Raw genomic sequence first — 18,041 nt, forward strand, 5'->3', positions numbered from 1 at the left:
GGGTGGTGACGGTGACTAGGCTGCACCCGTGAGCGATTCCGTTGCCGTGCCGATGAGCCCCGACGACATGACCGATTCACAGCGCGAGCGTCGGCGGCACCTGCTCGACACCGTGATCGCCATGCTGGCCGAGACGAGCCCGGACAGGATCCAGATGCGAGAGGTCTCCGAACGGTCGGGGGTGGCTCTCGGCACGCTGTACCGGTACTTCCCGGCGAAGCAACACCTGCTCGCGGCCTCGATGGTCGCGTGGAACGACATTCTCGCCGAGCGTCTGGCCGAGGAGAAGGCCTCGGGGAGTCGCAGTCGCGCACAGGGTTCGGTCCTCGACCGGGTGGTCGACCTCTACAGCCGCCAGATGAAGGCGTTCCAGCGCGGACCGAACTTCGCGCGCCTGGAGGTGGAACTGCAGACCTCGGACGACCCGTACGTTCGCGACACGCTCGACGAGCGATCGGCCGTGAACAGAACGGGGCTGTTCGAGTTGATGGACGGCGTTCCCGCCGAACGGGCCCGGCTGGCGTCGCTGTCGATCGGCAGCACGATGCTCAATTCGCTGGTCCTGTGGACCACCGGCCGCATCGGGTTTCCCGAGGCCCTGCGCAACGTCCAGGACGTGAGTCGGCTGGTCCTCGCCGACTATTCCTGAGCGGCGAGCAGCGTCCCGATCCGGTAATCGGTGAAGTGGCGGACGACGATGTCGAGAATCGGTGACTGGCTTCGTCCCAGTAGTGAGTGCGACCAGAATGGATCGCACCGGTACCGAGGAGAAACACGATGGCCAAGTACTTGCTGCTCAAGCACTACCGTGGCGCCCCGGCTGCGGTCAACGACGTGCCCATGGACCAGTGGACGCCCGAGGAGGTCTCGGCCCACATCCAGTTCATGCAGGACTTCGCGGCTCGGATCGAAGGGACCGGTGAGTTCGTCGACGGTCAGGCGCTCGCCCCCGAGGGAATGTGGGTCCGGTACGACGGCGAGGGTCGCCCGCCGGTCACCGACGGTCCGTTCGCCGAGACCAAGGATCTGATCGCCGGCTGGATGGTGATCGACGTCGACAGCCGCGAGCGGGCCCTCGAACTGGCCGGGGAGCTGTCGGCCGCGCCCGGTGCAGGCGGAAAGCCCATCCACGAGTGGCTCGAGGTGCGCCCGTTCCTGACCGAGCCGCCCACCATCACGGAATGACCGCCGAGGTGAACGAGGTCCTGGTCCGGAGCCTCACACCGAGCGTCCTCGCGATCCTCGTCCGCCGCGGAGCCGACTTCGCGGCAGGCGAGGACGCCGTGCAGGACGCGCTGGTCGAGGCCGTTCGCGTCTGGCCGGCCGACCCGCCGCAGGACCCGAAGGGCTGGTTGGTCACCGTGGCCTGGCGCCGGTACCTCGATGCGACCCGGGCGGACGCGGCGCGCCGTCGGCGTGAGGAGTTGTTCGAGGAGGAGCCCGAGCGCGGGCCCGCGCAGGGGTGGACGACACGCTCCAGTTGTACTTCCTGTGCGCCCACCCGTTGCTGACGCGGTCGTCTGCGGTCGCGCTCACGCTGCGCGCCGTCGGGCATCGAGATCCTGCAGGCGGCCCTGGCCCGCGACCGGCTGGGCGAGTTCCAGGCCCAGGCCGCCATCGCGGCACTCCACGCCGACGCGCCCGCTGCCGAGGAGACCGACTGGGTGCAGATCGTCGAGTGGTACGACGAGCTCGAGCGCCTGACCGGCAGCCCGGTCGTCCGGCTCAACCGCGCGGTGGCCGTGGGCGAGGCCGACGGACCGCGCGCCGGCCTGGCGGCGCTCGCAGCGCTGGACGATTCACTGCCCCGCCACACCGCGGTGGCGGCGTACCTCCACGAACGCGACGGCGACCTGCCGACGGCGGCACGGCTGTACGCCGAGGCGGCGCGGCAGGCACCGCCCCGGTCAGCCCGCGGCCCCGGCGGCGGCGTCGAGGCTGTTCCCGAAGGCGCAGACCGACAGTTCCGCCAGCGCGGGGTCGTTCTCGGCGTGCTGGGGCGCCTCCATCGCGAGCAGCGTGTTGAGCAGCATGCCGTTGGCGATGAAGGTTCGGGCCTGCTCGGGGGTGCACCCGGTGCGGGTACGGATCTGGGTGTAGATCTTCGACATCCAGTCCCGGGCCTGCGCGCCGATCTCCGGTGTCGATCCGGCCGCGAAGCCGTGCATCATCACCAGCAGCAGGTCTCGGTCGGCGAGTAGTTCGGCGTACGCGGCACCCATCTGTGCCCACCGTTCCTCGTCGTCGGGATCCTCGGCGACCTGGTCGAGCGCGGGTTCGAACGCATCCATGATCCGGCCGATCGCGTGGGCGAACACCTCGCGGAAGAGGTTCGCCTTGCTGCCGAACATGCGCACCACGTAGGGCTGCGAGACCCCGGCCTCCCGGGCGACGGCGTCGGTGCTGGTTCCGTGGAAGCCGCCACGCGCGAACGCCGTGGTGGCCGCTGCGAGGACGAGTTCGCGGCGGGCCTCGGCGCTCATCCGCGTCTGTTTTCCCGACTTCTCTGCCGTCGACATACTTGACAGGTTATCACTCGATTACTAACGTCGGGCGGCGTAAGTAATCATCTGATGCTTACAACAAGAGTTTCCGTCCTCCAGGCCTCAGGAGCCGACATGACGACCATCTCCGATCAACTCGATCCGCACTTTGCCGACGCGTCCACCGGATCACCTCCTGGTCGCGCCGTGCCCGTCTGGCTGGCGATCGTCGCGGCGTCGATCCCGATGTTCATGGCCACGCTCGACAACCTCGTGATGACCAGTGCGCTGCCCGTCATCCGCGACGATCTCGATGCCTCGGTGGGGCAGTTGCAGTGGTTCATGAACGCCTACACGCTCGCGTTCGCGACGCTGATGCTGCCGCTCTCGACACTCGGTGACCGGCTCGGGCGCAGGCGCGTGTTCCTCTGGGGCATAGCACTTTTCGCCGTAGCCTCGATCGCGTCCGCGCTGTCGACCACGCCCGGGATGCTGATCGCGGCCCGCGCGTTCCAGGGTGTCGGCGCCGCGGCCATCATGCCGCTGTCGCTCACCCTGCTCGCGGGGGCGGTCCCGCTCGCGAAGCGGGCGCTCGCGATCGGCGTCTGGGGTGGGGTGTCCGGACTCGGAGTCGCGCTCGGTCCGGTCGTCGGCGGAGCCGTCGTCGAGGGGGTGTCGTGGCAGGCGGTGTTCTGGATCAACGTTCCGGTCGCGCTGGTCGCGGTGCCGCTCGCGCTGTACGCGCTCGCCGAATCGCACGGACACCGGCAGCCGCTGGACCCGCTCGGCGTGGTCTTCGCAGGTGGTGCCGTGTTCCTCGCGGTGTGGGGAATCGTGCACGGCAACGACGACGGCTGGACCAGCGCCTCGGTCCTCGGCGCACTGATCGCGGCCGCGGTCCTGCTGGTGCTGTTCCTGATCCGGGAATCGCGTACCGAGTTCCCGGTGATGCCGCTGCGACTGTTCCGGTCGCGCCAGTTCTCGATCGCGAACGTCATCGCGTTGACGTTCACGCTGGGAATGATGGGCGCGGTGTTCCTGCTGTCGCAGTACCTGCAGATCGTCGCCGGATACAGCCCGTTCGCGGCGGGCCTGCGGACGCTGCCCTGGACGGCGGCGCCGATGATCGTCGCACCCATCGCCGGCCTGCTGGCGCCCCGCCTCGGACTGCGGGCGCTGCTCGTGACCGGACTGGTGCTGCAGGGGCTGTCGCTGGTGTGGATGGCGCAACTCATCGAACCCGGTGTGGCCTACTCGAGCCTGGTTCCGGCCTTCGTGATGGCCGGTGTCGGTATGGGACTGACGTTCGCGCCGAACGCGACCGCGGTCCTCGCCGACATGAAGGAGTCCGACCAGGGCGCGGCGAGTTCGATCAACGCCACGCTGCGCGAGATCGGCGTCGCGCTCGGTATCGCGCTCCTCACGGCCGTCTTCCTCGGCGCGGGCGGCAGCCTCACGCCGACCGGATACACCGACGCGCTCGCCCCCGCACTGTACGTCGGGGCGGGGTTCGTGGTGATCGCGGTGATCGCGGCGGCGTTGATGCCCGGAGGCACCCCCGCCGCCGGCGACACCGAAGGCGATCAGCCCGCGGTGACGACCGCGCCCTCACCGAGCGGACGCGTCATCGACCACAGCGTGATCGACTGACACTTCGACATCTTCCACTCACCGTTCTCGATCACATACTCGTCGACGTACTCGATGGAGCGAACGGTCTCGGTGTTGTCGATGAGATTGACCTGGCGGAAGGCGAGCGTCCACTTGCCCGACGCCAGGTCTTCGCCGTGCAGCGTGATGTCCGGATGGAACGCGTGGTGCATGTCGAGGATGACGTTCTTGCCGTCCACCTTCTGCAGTGCGATGGTGCGGAACACCTCGGCGATCGGGTCGGCGTCGTCGAACTTGCCGAGCGGTCCGTAGTCGATCACGGCACCGCGATCGATGAAGCACGCGCGGAAGGTGTCGGCGTCCTTCGCGTCGCACGCCCGGAGGTACCGGTGCTTGAGCGCCTTGATCGCCTCGATCCGCTCCAGGTCGTCGAGGCGTTGTTCGATGGTGCGTTCCGTCACGGGGGTTCCTCTCGATCGCGAACTGATGTCGAAGAACCTAGGTCCTGCAACGCGATTCGCGGACGACTTTCCCGCTCAGTGGGTGAGTGGGCGCTGCCTCGGCAGGGTCAGGGCTGTCCCGGGAAGGCGGTGGTGGGGGGAACGACCCCGAGGATCGCGCGCCAGTTCGCTGCTCGCACAGCGGCTTCGGTGAGGGCGGTGACGCCCACCTCGCGGGTGTGCTCGGACTGGCTGCGTTCGATCACCGACCGCCATGCCACCGCGGTATCGGCTTCGACCTGCGCGGCCAGCTGGGCGGCGGAGGTCGGATCGCTCACCGGGAACGGCACGGAGTACGCGGGCTGCGGTTGGGGGGCCTCGACGTCGGCTGCCGTCAGCGCGTCGATCGTCGCGTCGCGGCGCGCCCGGTGCGCCGCGGTGTTCGCCGAGACCAGGTCGGAGCGGGTGGGATTGGAGAAGGCCGCGACCAGCCCGTAGGCGAAGACGGCGGCGTACTCGGCCTGCAGCGCATCGATGAGCGCCTGCTGTTCGGGTCCGGGGCTCTGCTTGCTCACGGCAGCAACACCGCCTGCTGCGCGGCGCAGGCCGCGCTGATCGAACCCAGTAGCCCGGCGCGGTAGCCGGACTGGGTGCGTGCCAGCCGGGCAGCCTCGCGTTGCGCGTCCGCGATTTCGGCGCGCAGCTGCTCGAGTGTCGGTGGTGCCGGCACCTGCGGGGAGGGTGTCGTCGTGTCGGACGACGCGGAACCGGCGGCGCGTGCGATCTCCGCGTCCAGCGCGTCGGCATGCGCGGTCCGCTCGGCAGCCACCACGCCGAGCGCCCCGGCCCGATCGGGGTACGTCGCAATCGCCGTCGTCGCGTTCGCGGCATCCCGGCGCGCGAGTTCGGCCTGGGCGGTGAGGGCATCGATTTCGGCCGGGGTGTCGGCCTGCCCCGAATCCGAGCAACCCGTCGTCAATGTGAGCGCTGTCGTCCCGAGCGCGGCGCTGCCCACGACGCGCAGCGCGGCGCGTCGGGAGAGCGGGTGAGTGAGAAAGGGCGTTCGCACTCGATCATGGTGCCAGGAATCGGTCGGATAGTCGGCACCGCGCAGGTCGCGGCGAAGTGCCGGGCCGTCACATCGGACCGGATGGTCGGCCGGTCGCGTCGGACCGCATGGTCACGAACGCCCCGGAAGCGCGATACCCTGAATGCTCCACAGTCCACCTCGTGGTGCGTACCGTCCTGCGACGACGAAGTCGATCGGCGCAGGGTGAGACCACCACACGTCAGTGATGACCACAACTGAAGCGAGGAGCGTCCCAGATGCCGGTGCCGTCGAGGGAGAGGGTTATCGAGCTTCTCGCCGAACCTGTCGAGCGTGAGGGCTACGACCTCGAGGATGTGACGATCACACTCGCGGGCCGGCACAGCTCGGTCCGCGTCATGGTCGACAGTGACGCCGGGCTCGAACTCGACGCGGTCGCCCGGCTCAGCCACGTCATCTCCGACGTGTTCGACGCCGCCTCGGATTTCGGTGAGTCCCCGTACACGCTCGAGGTGACGTCGCCGGGTATCGACCGGCCGCTCACCGAGGAGCGCCACTGGCGGCGCGCCCAGGGGCGCAAGGCGTTGATCGAACTCGAATCCGAGTCCGTGACCGGCCGGATCGGCCAGCTCGCCGACGGTGGTGTCGATGTCGTCGTCAAGGCCAAGGGTGGCCCGACGGTGCGTCGTGTGGAACTGGAAGATGTCAGGAAAGCTGTTGTGCAGGTGGAATTCTCGCGACCCGATGCGAGGGAGATCGAGCTTGCGGGTGGAATCCCGGAGGGTCGTGTCGCACCTGCGGACGCGGATGCGTCGAACGAAGAAGTAGAAGGGTCGGACAAGTGAATATCGATATCGCCGCGCTGCGGGCAATCGAGACGGACAAGGGAATCTCCGCGGGCACGATCATCGCGGCGATCGAGACGGCTCTGATCACCGCGTACCGACACACCGAGGGACACCAGCCCCACGCGCGTATCGACGTCGATACCAAGACCGGCATCGTGCGAGTCATGGCGCACGAGGTCGATGCGGACGGCAATCGTGTCGGCGAGGAGTGGGACGACACCCCGGAGGGCTTCGGGCGTATCGCCGCGACCACGGCTCGTCAGGTCATCCTCCAGCGCCTGCGTGACGCCGAGCACGAGCGCAGCTTCGGCGAGTACGCCACCCACGAAGGTGAGATCGTCGGCGGCGTGATCCAGCGCGACACCCGCGCTAACGCGCGCGGCATGGTCGTCGTGCGGATCGGTAGCGAGGCCAACGGGGCCGAGGGTCTGATCCCGCCGGCCGAGCAGGTGCCGGGGGAGACCTACGAGCACGGCGACCGGATCAAGTGCTACGTCGTCGGGGTCTCCCGGGGTCAGCGTGGGCCGCAGATCACGCTGTCGCGGACCCACCCGAATCTGGTCCGCAAGTTGTTCGCCCTCGAGGTTCCCGAGATCGCCGACGGCTCGGTCGAGATCATCGCGGTCGCGCGCGAAGCCGGCCACCGGTCCAAGATCGCGGTTCACTCCCGCGTGCAGGGGCTGAACGCGAAGGGCGCGTGCATCGGCCCGATGGGTCAGCGCGTGCGAAACGTCATGAGCGAACTCGCCGGTGAGAAGATCGACATCATCGACTACGACGAGGATCCGGCGAAGTTCGTCGGCAACGCGCTGTCGCCGTCGAAAGTGGTGTCCGTCACTGTGGTGGATCCCGATGCGCGGGCTGCGCGGGTCGTCGTCCCCGATTTCCAGCTGTCGCTGGCCATCGGCAAGGAGGGGCAAAATGCGCGTCTCGCTGCACGGTTGACCGGGTGGCGTATCGACATCCGCAGTGACGCCGCCCCGGGCCCCGAGTCACAGGTCGGTCGCGAAACGACGGGTGCTTAGAAACAGAATGCGGAGTTCACGCCAATACAGCGGTAGAGTGGTCGATGGTTCAGCGTGAACTGTCGGTGTCTACGCGTGTCCAAGCCGGTGAACCGGTGCGGACGTGCGTTGGATGCAGGCAGAAAGGGCTGGCCGCCGACCTGCTCAGGGTCGTGGCGCGGGAGGCCGAGTCCGGTGGATTCGTCCTCACCCCCGATCCGAAGCGAAGGCTCCCAGGGCGCGGTGCGTGGTTGCACCTCGACCCGAAGTGCCTGGCTGAGGCGGGTCGGCGCCGAGCATTCGGCAGAGCACTACGGGTGTCCGGAAGTCTGGATTCCTCGGAACTCGACCGGCTGACCGAGCCGGGCGGGATGTTCGAGACATCGAAGGCGGGTCATTCGAACCTGTGAAAACAGGCACAGTGATCACGCAGGACGTAGTACCACTCGGGACCTCTCGGGTTGCACAACACTCGGGAATGTCGAGCAGTACCTCAGAGAACAGGCACAAGCACTCATGAGCACACCGTGAAGCACCAGCGATGAACGTCCATCGGAGATAACCGAGGTCGTGCGGGCAAGTCGCTCGCTCGACCTCTCAGTAGAGGAGAGCAGTGGCAGGCAAGGCCCGCGTGCACGAGTTGGCGAAAGAACTCGGTGTCACAAGTAAGGAACTACTCGCACGGCTCAAGGAGCAGGGCGAGTTCGTGAAGTCGGCGTCCTCCACGGTGGAGGCGCCCGTCGCGCGTCGTCTGCGGGAGTCGTTCCCGTCCGCGAAGTCGCAGACCGAAGGCAAGACGGAAGGCTCGGACAGTGCTCCGCGTCCGTCCGCCAAGCCCGGTGCGGTCGCGCCCAAGCCCGGTGCCCCGCGCCCCGGCCCCAAGCCCGCTCCGGCCGCTCCCGCGGCCCCGGCGGCAGAAACCCCGGCGGCTCCGGCCGCTCCCAGCGCTCCGGCCGCCAAGGTGCCCGGTCCGCGCCCCGGCCCGGCACCCACGCCGGCGCCGAAGCCTGCCCCGCAGGCACCCGCTGCTCCGGCCGCGCCCGCTGCTCCGGCAGCTCCGGCGGCCTCGGCCGCTCCGGCTCCAGCAGCCCCGACCGCTCCGGGCCCCAAGCCCGGTGGTCCGCGCCCCGGCCCCAAGCCGCCGCGCGTCGGTAACAACCCGTACTCCTCGGCTCCCGCCGACCGTCCGGCTCCGCGCCCGGCACCCGGTGCCCCGCGTCCGGGTGCTCCGCGTCCGGGTCCGCAGGGCGGTGCCCCGCGTCCGGGTGCTCCCGGCGCTCCGCGCCCGGCCGCAGGTCCCGGTGGCCCGCGTCCGGCTCCCGGCCAGGGCGGCCCCCGTCCCAGCCCCGGATCCATGCCTCCCCGTCCGAGCCCCGGTGCGATGCCGGCCCGCTCGTCGCGTCCCGCACCCGGTGCGGGTCGTCCCGGCGGCGGCCGTCCCGGCGCTCCCGGCGGTCGTCCGGGTGGTGGTGGCGGTGGCTACCGCGGTGGCGGCGCTCCCGGTGCCGGTGCTCCCGGTGCCGGTGCAGGTGCCGGCGCTCCCGGTGGATTCCGCGGTCGCCCCGGTGGCGGCGGCGGACGTCCGGGTGGTCGCGGCGGTGCCGCGGGCGCCTTCGGTCGCCCCGGTGGCGCTCCGCGTCGCGGTCGTAAGTCGAAGCGGCAGAAGCGTCAGGAATACGATTCCATGCAGGCGCCCGCCGTCGGCGGCGTGCGGTTGCCCCGTGGCAACGGTGAGACCATCCGTCTCGCTCGCGGCGCATCCCTCTCCGACTTCGCGGAGAAGATCGACGCGAACCCGTCGGCACTGGTCCAGGCGCTGTTCAACCTCGGCGAGATGGTCACGGCCACTCAGTCGGTGAACGACGAGACCCTCGAGCTGCTCGGCGGCGAGATGAACTACGTCGTCCAGGTCGTGAGCCCGGAGGACGAGGACCGCGAGCTGCTCGAGTCGTTCGACCTCACCTACGGCGAGGATGCCGGTAACGAGGACGACCTCGAGTCGCGTCCGCCGGTGGTCACCGTCATGGGTCACGTCGACCACGGCAAGACCCGCCTGCTCGACACGATCCGCAAGGCCAACGTCCGCGAGGGCGAGGCCGGTGGCATCACCCAGCACATCGGCGCCTACCAGGTGCTGACCGAACTGGACGGCAACGAGCGTCTGGTGACCTTCATCGACACCCCGGGTCACGAGGCCTTCACGGCCATGCGTGCGCGTGGTGCCAAGGCCACCGACCTTGCGATTCTCGTGGTCGCAGCCGACGACGGCGTCATGCCGCAGACGGTGGAAGCGATCAACCACGCCCAGGCGGCCGACGTGCCGATCGTGGTCGCGGTGAACAAGATCGACAAGGAGGGGGCGAACCCGGACAAGATCCGCCAGCAGCTCACCGAGTACGGCCTCGTCACCGAGGAGTACGGCGGCGACACCATGTTCGTCGACATCTCGGCCAAGCAGGGCACCAACATCGATGCCCTCCTGGAAGCGGTGCTGCTGACCGCGGATGCCTCCCTGGATCTGCGCGCCAACCCGGACATGGATGCCCAGGGTGTCGCGATCGAGGCGCACCTCGACCGTGGCCGTGGTCCCGTGGCGACCGTGCTCATCCAGCGCGGCACCCTGCGGGTCGGCGACTCGATCGTCGCGGGCGACGCCTACGGCCGCGTCCGTCGCATGATCGACGAGCACGGAGACGACGTCGAGGAGGCACTGCCTTCGCGTCCCGTCCAGGTCGTCGGCTTCACGTCGGTCCCCGGCGCAGGCGACAACCTGCTCGTGGTCGACGAGGACCGGATCGCCCGCCAGATCGCGGACCGGCGTAATGCACGCAAGCGCAATGCGCTCGCTGCCCGCAGCCGCAAGCGCATCAGCCTGGAAGATCTGGATGCCGCGCTCAAGGAGCACAACGAGCTCAACCTCATCCTCAAGGGCGACAACTCCGGCACCGTCGAGGCGCTGGAAGAGGCCCTCATGGGGATCGAGATCGACGACGAGGTGCAGCTGCGCGTGATCGACCGCGGTGTCGGTGGCATCACCGAGACCAACGTCAACCTGGCGTCCGCGTCCAACGCGATCATCATCGGCTTCAACGTCCGTGCCGAAGGCAAGGCGACGGAGCTGGCGAACCGCGAGGGCGTCGACATCCGGTACTACTCGGTGATCTACCAGGCCATCGACGAGGTTGAGAAGGCCCTCAAGGGCATGCTCAAGCCGGTCTACGAGGAGGTGTCGCTGGGCAAGGCCGAGATCCGTGCCATGTTCCGCTCCTCGAAGATCGGCAACATCGCCGGCTGCCTCGTCACCTCGGGCATCGTGCGCCGCAACGCGAAGGCACGCCTGATCCGTGACAACGCGGTGATCGCCGAGACGATGACGATCTCGTCGCTCAAGCGGGAGAAGGACGACGCGACCGAGGTCCGCGAGGGCTACGAGTGCGGTCTGACCGTCACGTACTCCGACATCAAGGTCGGCGACGTGATCGAGGCCTACGAGCTTCGCGAGAAGCCGCGGGACTAGTCGCACCGCACGTGTCCCTCCCCGGTGGCCTGGTGTCACCGGGGAGGGACACTCCGGCTGTGCCGGTAGTCGACATCTCACACCGGAGGGAGGACTGGTGTATCTCGGTGCGCTCGAGATGGACATCCTGTTCGGCGATGTGCGGTCATTGAAGGAGAAGCGGTCGCTGGTCCGACCGGTTCTGACCGAATTGCGCCGATATGGGGTGTCAGCTGCCGAGACCGGCGAGCAGGACCGCTACAGGCGGGCCCTGCTCGGTGTCGCGGTGGCCAGTTCGGGGGTCGATCATGTCCACGAGGTGCTGGATCAGTGCGAGCGGCACGTCGCTGGACGACCGGAACTGCAGTTGCTGGCAGTTCGACGAAGAATTTTCGGCCCCGAGGATTAACGGGCTGACGGCGGAGATATCCCAGAGAGGAGACTGATTGCCATGGCAGATCCTGCACGCGCACGCAGGCTCGCTAAGCGAATCAGCACGATCGTCGCGACGGCGATCGACCACGAGATCAAGGACCCGCGTCTGGCCTTCGTGACCATCACCGACGCGAAGGTCACGGCCGATCTGCACGACGCCACCGTGTACTACACGGTGATGGGGGCGGACCTCGAGTCCGAACCCGACGTCGCGGGTGCCGCCGCCGGTCTCGAGAAGGCCAAGGGTGTGCTCCGCTCCAAGGTGGGCGCCGGGACCGGGGTGCGGTTCACGCCGACCCTGACGTTCGTCGCGGACACCGTGCCGGACACCGCTCGGCACATGGAAGAGCTGCTCGCTCGTGCGCGCGCCGCGGACGATGCCGTGGCACGTGCCCGGGAGAACGCGCAGCCGGCGGGCGACGCCGACCCCTACAAGGAGTCGCGCGCGGCCGACGGCGACGAGTCTGCCGGCGGGGACGTGTCCTCGTCCGAGGACAACTGACCCGCGGCGCCCATGACCCACTGCTCGGAAACCTCGCCCCCGGCCCTCGGCCCGCAGAACCTGCATGCGCAGGATGCGGTCGAGGTGCTGGCGGGTGCGACGTCGGTGACGATCCTCTGCCACCTCCAACCCGATGCCGACACGATCGGTAGCGGTCTTGCTCTCGGAATGGTCTTCGAGCGCAAGGGAATTCCGGTCCAGGTGTCGTTCGCGGCGCCCGCTGACCTGCCGGTGTCGATGTCGGGTCTGCCCGGCACGCACCTGCTGGTTCCGGCGGACGACGTCGACGAGGACGTCGATCTACTCGTCACCGTCGACTGCGGCAGCACGGGACGGCTCGGCAAGCTGGCGTCCCGTCTGGGCGGGGCGCGGCGGTCGCTGGTGATCGACCATCACCGGTCCAACACCCGTTTCGGGATGTTCAACCTGGTCGACGAGTCCGCCGAGGCGACCACGGCCGTGCTGGCGGAAATATTCGACCTGTGGGGTGTGGAGATCGACGCCGACCTCGCGCACTGCCTGTACGCCGGACTCGTGACCGACAGCGGATGCTTCCGCTGGGTGCAGCCGGGCACACACACCCTCGCCGAGCGACTGCTCGGCACCGGCATCGACGGCGCCGCCATTGCGCGCCGACTGCTCGACACCCACCCGTTCGGCTGGCTGCCGATGCTCGGCTCCGTGCTGTCGTCGGCGGCCCTGGTGCCGGACGCCGCGGACGGCCGCGGACTGGTGCACGCGGTGATCCGCTGCGCCGACTCCGCCGGACTCGGGTCCGAGGAAGTCGAGAGCGTCATCGACATCGTGCGCACCACCTCCGAGGCGGAGGTCGCGGCGGTGTTCAAGGAGTCCGCGCCGGACGTGTGGTCGGTGTCGCTGCGCTCGAAGGAGTCGGTGGACGTCTCTGCGGTCGCGGAACGGCTCGGGGGCGGCGGGCACCGGTTCGCGGCCGGCTACACCGCGACGGGCACCAGCGAATCGGTCGTCGCCGCGTTGCAGGAAACCCTCGGCTGACTTGACCGGCACGACAGACCGCACCACCGAGATCGCCGAGGGCGACGTCGGGGCCCGCCGGATCCTCGGGCTCGCGCTGCCCGCGCTCGGCGTTCTCGCCGCGGAGCCGCTCTACCTCCTGCTCGACATCGCCGTCGTCGGGCATCTCGGTGCCCTCGCGCTCGCGGGCCTCGCCGTCGGCGGGCTCGTCCTCGCCCAGGTCAGCACCCAGCTCACGTTCCTCTCGTACGGGACCACCGCGCGGGCGTCGCGCATGCACGGCGCCGGCCGGGAACGGGACGCGGTCGGGGAGGGTGTGCAGGCCACGTGGCTGGCCCTCGGCATCGGCGCGGCGCTCGTCGCCGTCGTCCAACTGCTGGCCGGGCCCATCACGTCGCTGATCGCGGGGTCCGGCGACATTGCCTCCGAGGCGGAGCAATGGCTGCGTGTCGCGGTGTTCGGGGCGCCCCTGATTCTGGTCGCGATGGCCGGCAACGGCTGGATGCGCGGTGTGCAGAACACCATGCGGCCCTTGCGGTTCGTACTGGTGGGGCAGGCGATCTCGGCGGTGCTGTGTGTGCTGCTGGTGCACGGCGTGGCCGGGGCGCCCCGGCTCGAGTTGGTCGGGTCGGCGATCGCGAACGTCGCGGGTCAAGCGACGTCGGCGGTGCTGTTCGGGGTGGCGTTGCTGCGCTCTGGTGTGCCGCTGCGGCCGCGCGCCGGGATCATGCGGGCGCAGATGGTCCTCGGCCGCGATCTGATCCTGCGGAGCCTGGCCTTCCAGGCGTGCTTCCTGTCGGCGGCGGCTGTCGCGTCGCGGTTCGGTGCCGCGTCTGTCGCCGCCCACCAGGTGGTGCTGCAGCTGTGGAACCTGGTGTCGCTGACGCTCGATTCGCTCGCGATCGCCGCGCAGACCCTGGTGGGGGCCGCACTGGGCCGCAGCGACGTGCGCGGAGCGAAGCGGCTCGCGTGGCGTCTGACGCGTTGGTCGGCGGTGTTCGCGATGGTGCTGGCCCTGGTGTTCGCGGCCGGGCACACGGTGATCCCGGCGCTGTTCACCGAGGATCCCGCCGTGCTCGACCAGGCGGCGGTGGCGTGGTGGTTCTTCGTCGGCATCACGCCGGTCGCGGGCGTGGTGTTCGCGCTCGACGGCGTGTTGCTGGGTGCGGGCGATGCCGCGTTCCTGCGGACCGCGACGCTGGCCTGCGCACTTGTCGGATTCCTCCCGCTCATCTGGGCGTCGCTGGCCTGGGACTGGGGACTGGCCGGAATCTGGACGGGGCTTACTGTGTTCCTCATGCTGCGGATGTTCGCTGTGTTGTGGCGCACAGCGTCGGGCCGCTGGGCCGTCGGGGGTTCCGATCTCCAGTTCCGGGAGACGAAAGGGTAGTGGTGTGGCAGGGAAGTTGATGGCGGTGAGCGACACACACGTCGGACACCGGGGGAATCGTCCGATCACCGAGGAGATCTTCCCGGACTCGCCCGACGACTGGCTGATCGTCGCGGGCGACGTCTCGGAGAAGACCGACGACATCCGCTGGGCACTGACGTTGCTGAAGAGTCGTTTCGCGAAGGTGATCTGGGTGCCCGGCAACCACGAGTTGTGGACCACCGCCAAGGATCCGGTGCAGATGCACGGGAAAGCCCGCTACGACTACCTCGTCGACATGTGCCGCGAGATCGGCGTGCTGACGCCGGAGGATCCGTACCCGGTGTGGGAGGGCGAGGGCGGTCCCGCCACGATCGTGCCGATGTTCCTGCTTTACGACTACTCGTTCCTGCCGGCCGGGGCGATCGACAAGGCCGACGGCCTGCGCATCGCGCGGGACAAGAACGTCGTGGCCACCGACGAGTTCTTGCTGTCGTCGGAGCCCTACGCGACCCGGGACGCCTGGTGTCGGGCCCGGATCGAGGAGACCCGGCGGCGACTCGACGCCCTGGACCCGACGGTCCCGACCGTCCTGATCAACCACTTCCCGCTGGTCCGTGAGCCCACCGCCGTCCTGTACTACCCGGAGTTCGCGCTGTGGTGCGGCACCGAGGCGACCAAGGACTGGCATACCCGCTACAACGCCGTGTGCTGTGTGTACGGCCACCTCCACATTCCCCGCACGACGTACTACGACGGGGTGCGGTTCGAGGAGGTGTCCGTCGGTTACCCGCGCGAGTGGCAGCGCCGCGGCCTGCCCGACAAGCTGCTGCGCCAGATCCTGCCGGTGCCGGACTACGCGCCCGGCACCCTGAACAAGTTCGGCGGACACTTTCGGATCACCGCGGAGCAGGAAGCGGAGTACGAGCGGATGAGAGCGCAGCGTTGAGAGGAACTGGGTTGATCGAGCGCATTCTGCCCACCGGTGTCGCCTCGGCGGAGCTGTTCGAGGACCCGCCCGGCCTGCAGCCGCATCCGCAGGAGGAGTCGCTGATCGCGAAGGCGGTCGAGAAGCGCCGCCGCGAGTTCATCGGCGCCCGCCACTGCGCCCGGCTCGCTATGGCGGACCTGGGGATGGAACCGGCCCCGATTCTGCGGGGCGACAACGGTTCTCCCGTGTGGCCGCGGGGCGTCGTGGGGAGCCTGACGCACTGCGACGGCTACCGCGCCGCGGTCCTCGGCTACGCGATGCAGGTCCGCAGCGTCGGCATCGACGCCGAGCCGAACGGGCCACTGCCCGACGGCGTTCTTGACGCCGTGAGCCTGCCCGAGGAACGCGAGTGGCTCACCGGCGTCGACCCGGCCGTCGTGCACTGGGATCGGCTGCTGTTCTGCGCCAAGGAGGCCACCTACAAGGCGTGGTTCCCACTGACGCGGCGCTGGCTCGGTTTCGAGGACGCACACATCACGTTCACCGGCGGGACCGAAAGCGCCGGCGGTGGGGCGATGGGTTCCTTCCATTCGAGGCTTCTGGTGCCGGGCGGAACGACCGACGGATCAGCGCCGCTGGTCAGCTTCGACGGCCGCTGGCTGGTGTCGGACGGGCTGATCGTCACGGCCATCTCGGTGAGCTGAGTAGGAGCCGAGTCGGTGATCCGACCGGCGGCTGGCAGAATCGGACCACGTGTCCAAGTCTCAAAAACCGTCCTCCGGCCTCGTCGGCGCCGGCCTGCTGATCGTCGACAAGGATGCGGGGATGACCAGCCACGACGTGGTCGCCCGGTGCCGGAAGCTGCTCAACACCCGCAAGGTGGGCCACGCCGGAACCCTCGACCCGATGGCGACCGGTGTGCTGATCCTCGGTGTGGAACGAGCGACCAAGCTGCTAGGACTGCTGGCATTGACCACCAAGTCGTACAGCGCGACGATCCGGCTGGGCCAGGCCACCACGACCGACGACGCGGAGGGGGAGGTCCTCTCGACCTCGGACGCGTCGGCCGTCACCGACGAGCAGATCGCGGCCGAGGTTGCCAAGCTCACCGGCGACATCCAGCAGGTGCCGGCGAGTGTGAGCGCCATCAAGGTCGACGGTCAGCGCGCTCACGCCCGGATCCGTGCGGGGGAGGAGGTCACGCTCGCGGCCCGTCCCGTGACGGTCTCCCGCTTCGAGGTGCTGGCGCGGCGCGACGTGCCGTCCGAGGACGGGGGATTCGTCGACCTCGACGTGGACGTCGACTGCTCGTCCGGCACTTACATCCGCGCACTCGCCCGGGATCTGGGTGCGACGCTCGGAGTCGGTGGCCATCTGACGGCGCTGCGACGCACCAGCGTCGGGCCGTTCACACTCGAGCATGCCCGCACCCTGGACCAGCTCGCGGACGATCCGGGCGTCAGCCTCGACATCGACCAGGCCGCACAGACGGCGTTCCCGCACCGGCAGATCACCGCCGAGGAGGCCGAATCGATCAGCCAGGGCCGGTGGCTCGAGCCGATCGGGTTGAAGGGCGTGTACGCGGCGATCGACCCGAACGGGCACACCATCGCCCTGCTGCAGGAGCGCGGCAAGCGGGCCAGTTCGGTGATGGTGGTGCGGCCGGCGACCCTCCAGTAGCGCAGGTGTTCAGCTGCCCGGAATGAACCCCGGGTAGACGAAATGCACCGGCCCGCCACCGGGCTCGTTCGACCCCATCGATCCGGGGTAGTCCATCGGCAGGTGGACCAGCTTGTGCGGATTTCCCTCGCGGTCGGCCTGCCAGCACTCGGACAGGACGCCGTGGAAGCCGGTGCACACGATGCGGGTGCTGGTGCCGAAGGGTGACGTCAGCCGGTTGCGGCTGACGAACGGATTCCAGTAGTCCGGGTCGGTGGGCGTCAGGAAGCCGTAGTACTCGGCGGGACCGGTGGCGCTGGGGTAGGGCGGGACCGGCGGCCATTCGTCCGCGGAGGCGATTCCGGCACCGGCGACGGCGACGGCACCGATGGCGGACACGGTCGCGGCCGATCGTGCGATCCGACGGACGACTGAGTTCATCACGGACCTCGTTCCGGTCGTGTGCCGCCCGACGTGGTGCGGTGAGCCGAGCCTAGACCAGCCAGATGGCCTGTGCGGCAGGGTTGCCGAGGTCGACGGTGTCCGGCCGCGCGTCGAGCCGGATCGACACGGTGCCGGCGAAGTCGCGACGTTCGACGACGGCGATCTCGGTGTCGAGTGCGATCCCGACCGAGTCGAAGTAGCGCAGCATCGCCGGATCGGCGTCGGAGATGCGGGCGACGCGCCCGGAATCGCCGTCCTGGAAGTCGCTGAGCTGGCGGGCCGGCGGCGTGGGCACCGAGCCGTCGGCGGCCGGAATGGGATCGCCGTGCGGATCGCGCTCGGGGAATCCGAGCTTGGCGTCCATCCGGTCGATCATGCGGTCCGAGACGGCGTGCTCGAGAACCTCCGCCTCGTCGTGCACCTCGTCCCAGCCGTACCCGAGTTCGTTGACGAGGAACGTCTCGATGAGCCGGTGCCGGCGCACCATCGACACGGCCGCGGACCGGCCGGCGTCGGTCAGCGCGATCGAACCGTACCGGGCATGGTCGACCAGACCCTGGTCGGACAGCTTGCGGATGGCCTCCGAGACGGTGGATGCCGAGACGCCGATCCGCTCGGCCAGCAGCTTGGTCGACACCCGCTCGCGCGACCATTCCTGGACCGTCCAGATCACCTTGAGGTAGTCCTGCGCCACCGACGACAAGGTCTCCGGGCGGGTCACCTCGCTCGGAGGGGTTACGTCTGACTTCTGCGTGGCCACGGTTACGAGCTTAGGCAA

20 protein-coding genes and 1 pseudogene are annotated in these 18,041 nt (G+C 69.1%); 15 read left to right on the forward strand and 6 right to left on the reverse strand.

Going from position 1 to position 18,041, the window contains the following annotated elements; genetic code table 11:
- The first annotated feature begins 52 nt into the window (after window positions 1-52).
- From HUN07_RS10995 to HUN07_RS11005, 3 genes and pseudogenes are all read left to right on the forward strand, one after another.
- Complete coding sequence (locus HUN07_RS10995; RefSeq protein ID WP_114720024.1) at window positions 53-649, forward strand: TetR family transcriptional regulator; 597 nt, start codon at window positions 53-55, stop codon at window positions 647-649.
- A gap of 128 nt (window positions 650-777) precedes the next feature.
- Entirely contained in the window at window positions 778-1,185 is a 408-nt protein-coding gene (locus HUN07_RS11000) for a YciI family protein (protein ID WP_114719718.1), read from the forward strand.
- An 8-nt stretch (window positions 1,186-1,193) separates the two neighbouring features.
- Window positions 1,194-1,898 (forward strand): annotated as a pseudogene (locus HUN07_RS11005) (sigma factor); the annotation flags it as partial.
- A 9-nt stretch (window positions 1,899-1,907) separates the two neighbouring features.
- Here HUN07_RS11005 and HUN07_RS11010 read toward each other — a convergent pair.
- Entirely contained in the window at window positions 1,908-2,519 is a 612-nt protein-coding gene (locus tag HUN07_RS11010; RefSeq protein WP_114719720.1) for a TetR/AcrR family transcriptional regulator, read from the reverse strand.
- Between the two features lie 99 nt (window positions 2,520-2,618).
- Between HUN07_RS11010 and HUN07_RS11015 the strand changes: the two genes are divergently transcribed.
- The gene (locus HUN07_RS11015; protein WP_174909686.1) at window positions 2,619-4,133 is read left to right on the forward strand and encodes an MFS transporter; all 1,515 of its coding nucleotides are present in this window, start codon (window positions 2,619-2,621) and stop codon (window positions 4,131-4,133) included.
- On the opposite strand, the gene HUN07_RS11020 is transcribed toward HUN07_RS11015, so the two are convergent.
- The 3 genes from HUN07_RS11020 to HUN07_RS11030 all read right to left on the reverse strand — a co-directional run bounded on the left by HUN07_RS11020 (window position 4,067) and on the right by HUN07_RS11030 (window position 5,603).
- On the reverse strand, window positions 4,067-4,555 hold the full coding sequence (locus HUN07_RS11020) for a nuclear transport factor 2 family protein (protein ID WP_114719724.1): 489 nt from the start codon (window positions 4,553-4,555) through the stop codon (window positions 4,067-4,069). The genes HUN07_RS11015 and HUN07_RS11020 overlap by 67 nt on opposite strands.
- A 107-nt stretch (window positions 4,556-4,662) precedes the next feature.
- The gene (locus HUN07_RS11025) at window positions 4,663-5,109 is read right to left on the reverse strand and encodes a ferritin-like domain-containing protein (protein WP_174909687.1); all 447 of its coding nucleotides are present in this window, start codon (window positions 5,107-5,109) and stop codon (window positions 4,663-4,665) included.
- The gene (locus tag HUN07_RS11030; protein WP_114719728.1) at window positions 5,106-5,603 is read right to left on the reverse strand and encodes a hypothetical protein; all 498 of its coding nucleotides are present in this window, start codon (window positions 5,601-5,603) and stop codon (window positions 5,106-5,108) included. The genes HUN07_RS11025 and HUN07_RS11030 overlap by 4 nt, the downstream gene beginning before the upstream one ends.
- 257 nt (window positions 5,604-5,860) lie before the next feature.
- On the opposite strand from HUN07_RS11030, the gene rimP reads away from it, so the two are divergent.
- From rimP to truB, 11 genes are all read left to right on the forward strand, one after another.
- Window positions 5,861-6,427, forward strand: coding sequence for a ribosome maturation factor RimP (gene rimP, locus HUN07_RS11035; RefSeq protein ID WP_174909689.1), 567 nt, complete (start codon window positions 5,861-5,863; stop codon window positions 6,425-6,427).
- Entirely contained in the window at window positions 6,424-7,455 is a 1,032-nt protein-coding gene (gene nusA / locus HUN07_RS11040) for a transcription termination factor NusA (protein ID WP_114719732.1), read from the forward strand. The genes rimP and nusA overlap by 4 nt, the downstream gene beginning before the upstream one ends.
- A gap of 44 nt (window positions 7,456-7,499) precedes the next feature.
- Window positions 7,500-7,844 carry a YlxR family protein gene (locus tag HUN07_RS11045; protein WP_114719734.1) on the forward strand — a complete coding sequence of 115 codons (345 nt, stop codon included), beginning with the start codon at window positions 7,500-7,502 and terminating at the stop codon, window positions 7,842-7,844.
- Between the two features lie 203 nt (window positions 7,845-8,047).
- Window positions 8,048-10,951 carry a translation initiation factor IF-2 gene (gene infB / locus HUN07_RS11050; protein WP_114719736.1) on the forward strand — a complete coding sequence of 968 codons (2,904 nt, stop codon included), beginning with the start codon at window positions 8,048-8,050 and terminating at the stop codon, window positions 10,949-10,951.
- Between the two features lie 97 nt (window positions 10,952-11,048).
- Window positions 11,049-11,339 (forward strand): DUF503 domain-containing protein, encoded by a 291-nt coding sequence (locus HUN07_RS11055; RefSeq protein ID WP_114719738.1) that lies wholly within the window; start codon window positions 11,049-11,051, stop codon window positions 11,337-11,339.
- A gap of 42 nt (window positions 11,340-11,381) precedes the next feature.
- A complete protein-coding gene (rbfA, locus tag HUN07_RS11060; protein ID WP_174909691.1) occupies window positions 11,382-11,867 on the forward strand; it encodes a 30S ribosome-binding factor RbfA in 486 nt (161 codons plus the stop codon).
- Between the two features lie 12 nt (window positions 11,868-11,879).
- Window positions 11,880-12,881, forward strand: a complete 1,002-nt coding sequence (locus HUN07_RS11065; RefSeq protein WP_174909693.1) for a DHH family phosphoesterase — start codon at window positions 11,880-11,882, stop codon at window positions 12,879-12,881.
- Between the two features lies 1 nt (window position 12,882).
- The gene (locus HUN07_RS11070; RefSeq protein WP_174909695.1) at window positions 12,883-14,250 is read left to right on the forward strand and encodes an MATE family efflux transporter; all 1,368 of its coding nucleotides are present in this window, start codon (window positions 12,883-12,885) and stop codon (window positions 14,248-14,250) included.
- A 4-nt stretch (window positions 14,251-14,254) separates the two neighbouring features.
- The gene (locus HUN07_RS11075; protein WP_174909697.1) at window positions 14,255-15,178 is read left to right on the forward strand and encodes a metallophosphoesterase family protein; all 924 of its coding nucleotides are present in this window, start codon (window positions 14,255-14,257) and stop codon (window positions 15,176-15,178) included.
- Between the two features lie 11 nt (window positions 15,179-15,189).
- Window positions 15,190-15,864 (forward strand): 4'-phosphopantetheinyl transferase Npt, encoded by a 675-nt coding sequence (gene npt, locus HUN07_RS11080; protein ID WP_114719746.1) that lies wholly within the window; start codon window positions 15,190-15,192, stop codon window positions 15,862-15,864.
- Between the two features lie 49 nt (window positions 15,865-15,913).
- The gene (gene truB / locus HUN07_RS11085; RefSeq protein WP_114719748.1) at window positions 15,914-16,840 is read left to right on the forward strand and encodes a tRNA pseudouridine(55) synthase TruB; all 927 of its coding nucleotides are present in this window, start codon (window positions 15,914-15,916) and stop codon (window positions 16,838-16,840) included.
- A gap of 9 nt (window positions 16,841-16,849) precedes the next feature.
- Here truB and HUN07_RS11090 read toward each other — a convergent pair whose 3' ends face one another.
- Both HUN07_RS11090 and HUN07_RS11095 read right to left on the reverse strand, forming a co-directional pair.
- The gene (locus HUN07_RS11090; protein ID WP_114719750.1) at window positions 16,850-17,260 is read right to left on the reverse strand and encodes a hypothetical protein; all 411 of its coding nucleotides are present in this window, start codon (window positions 17,258-17,260) and stop codon (window positions 16,850-16,852) included.
- A 52-nt stretch (window positions 17,261-17,312) separates the two neighbouring features.
- A complete protein-coding gene (locus HUN07_RS11095) occupies window positions 17,313-17,984 on the reverse strand; it encodes a metal-dependent transcriptional regulator (protein ID WP_147283479.1) in 672 nt (223 codons plus the stop codon).
- Window positions 17,985-18,041: the final 57 nt, after the last annotated feature.

It is taken from the genome of Rhodococcus sp. W8901 (genome assembly GCF_013348805.1).
Classification (GTDB): domain Bacteria; phylum Actinomycetota; class Actinomycetes; order Mycobacteriales; family Mycobacteriaceae; genus Prescottella.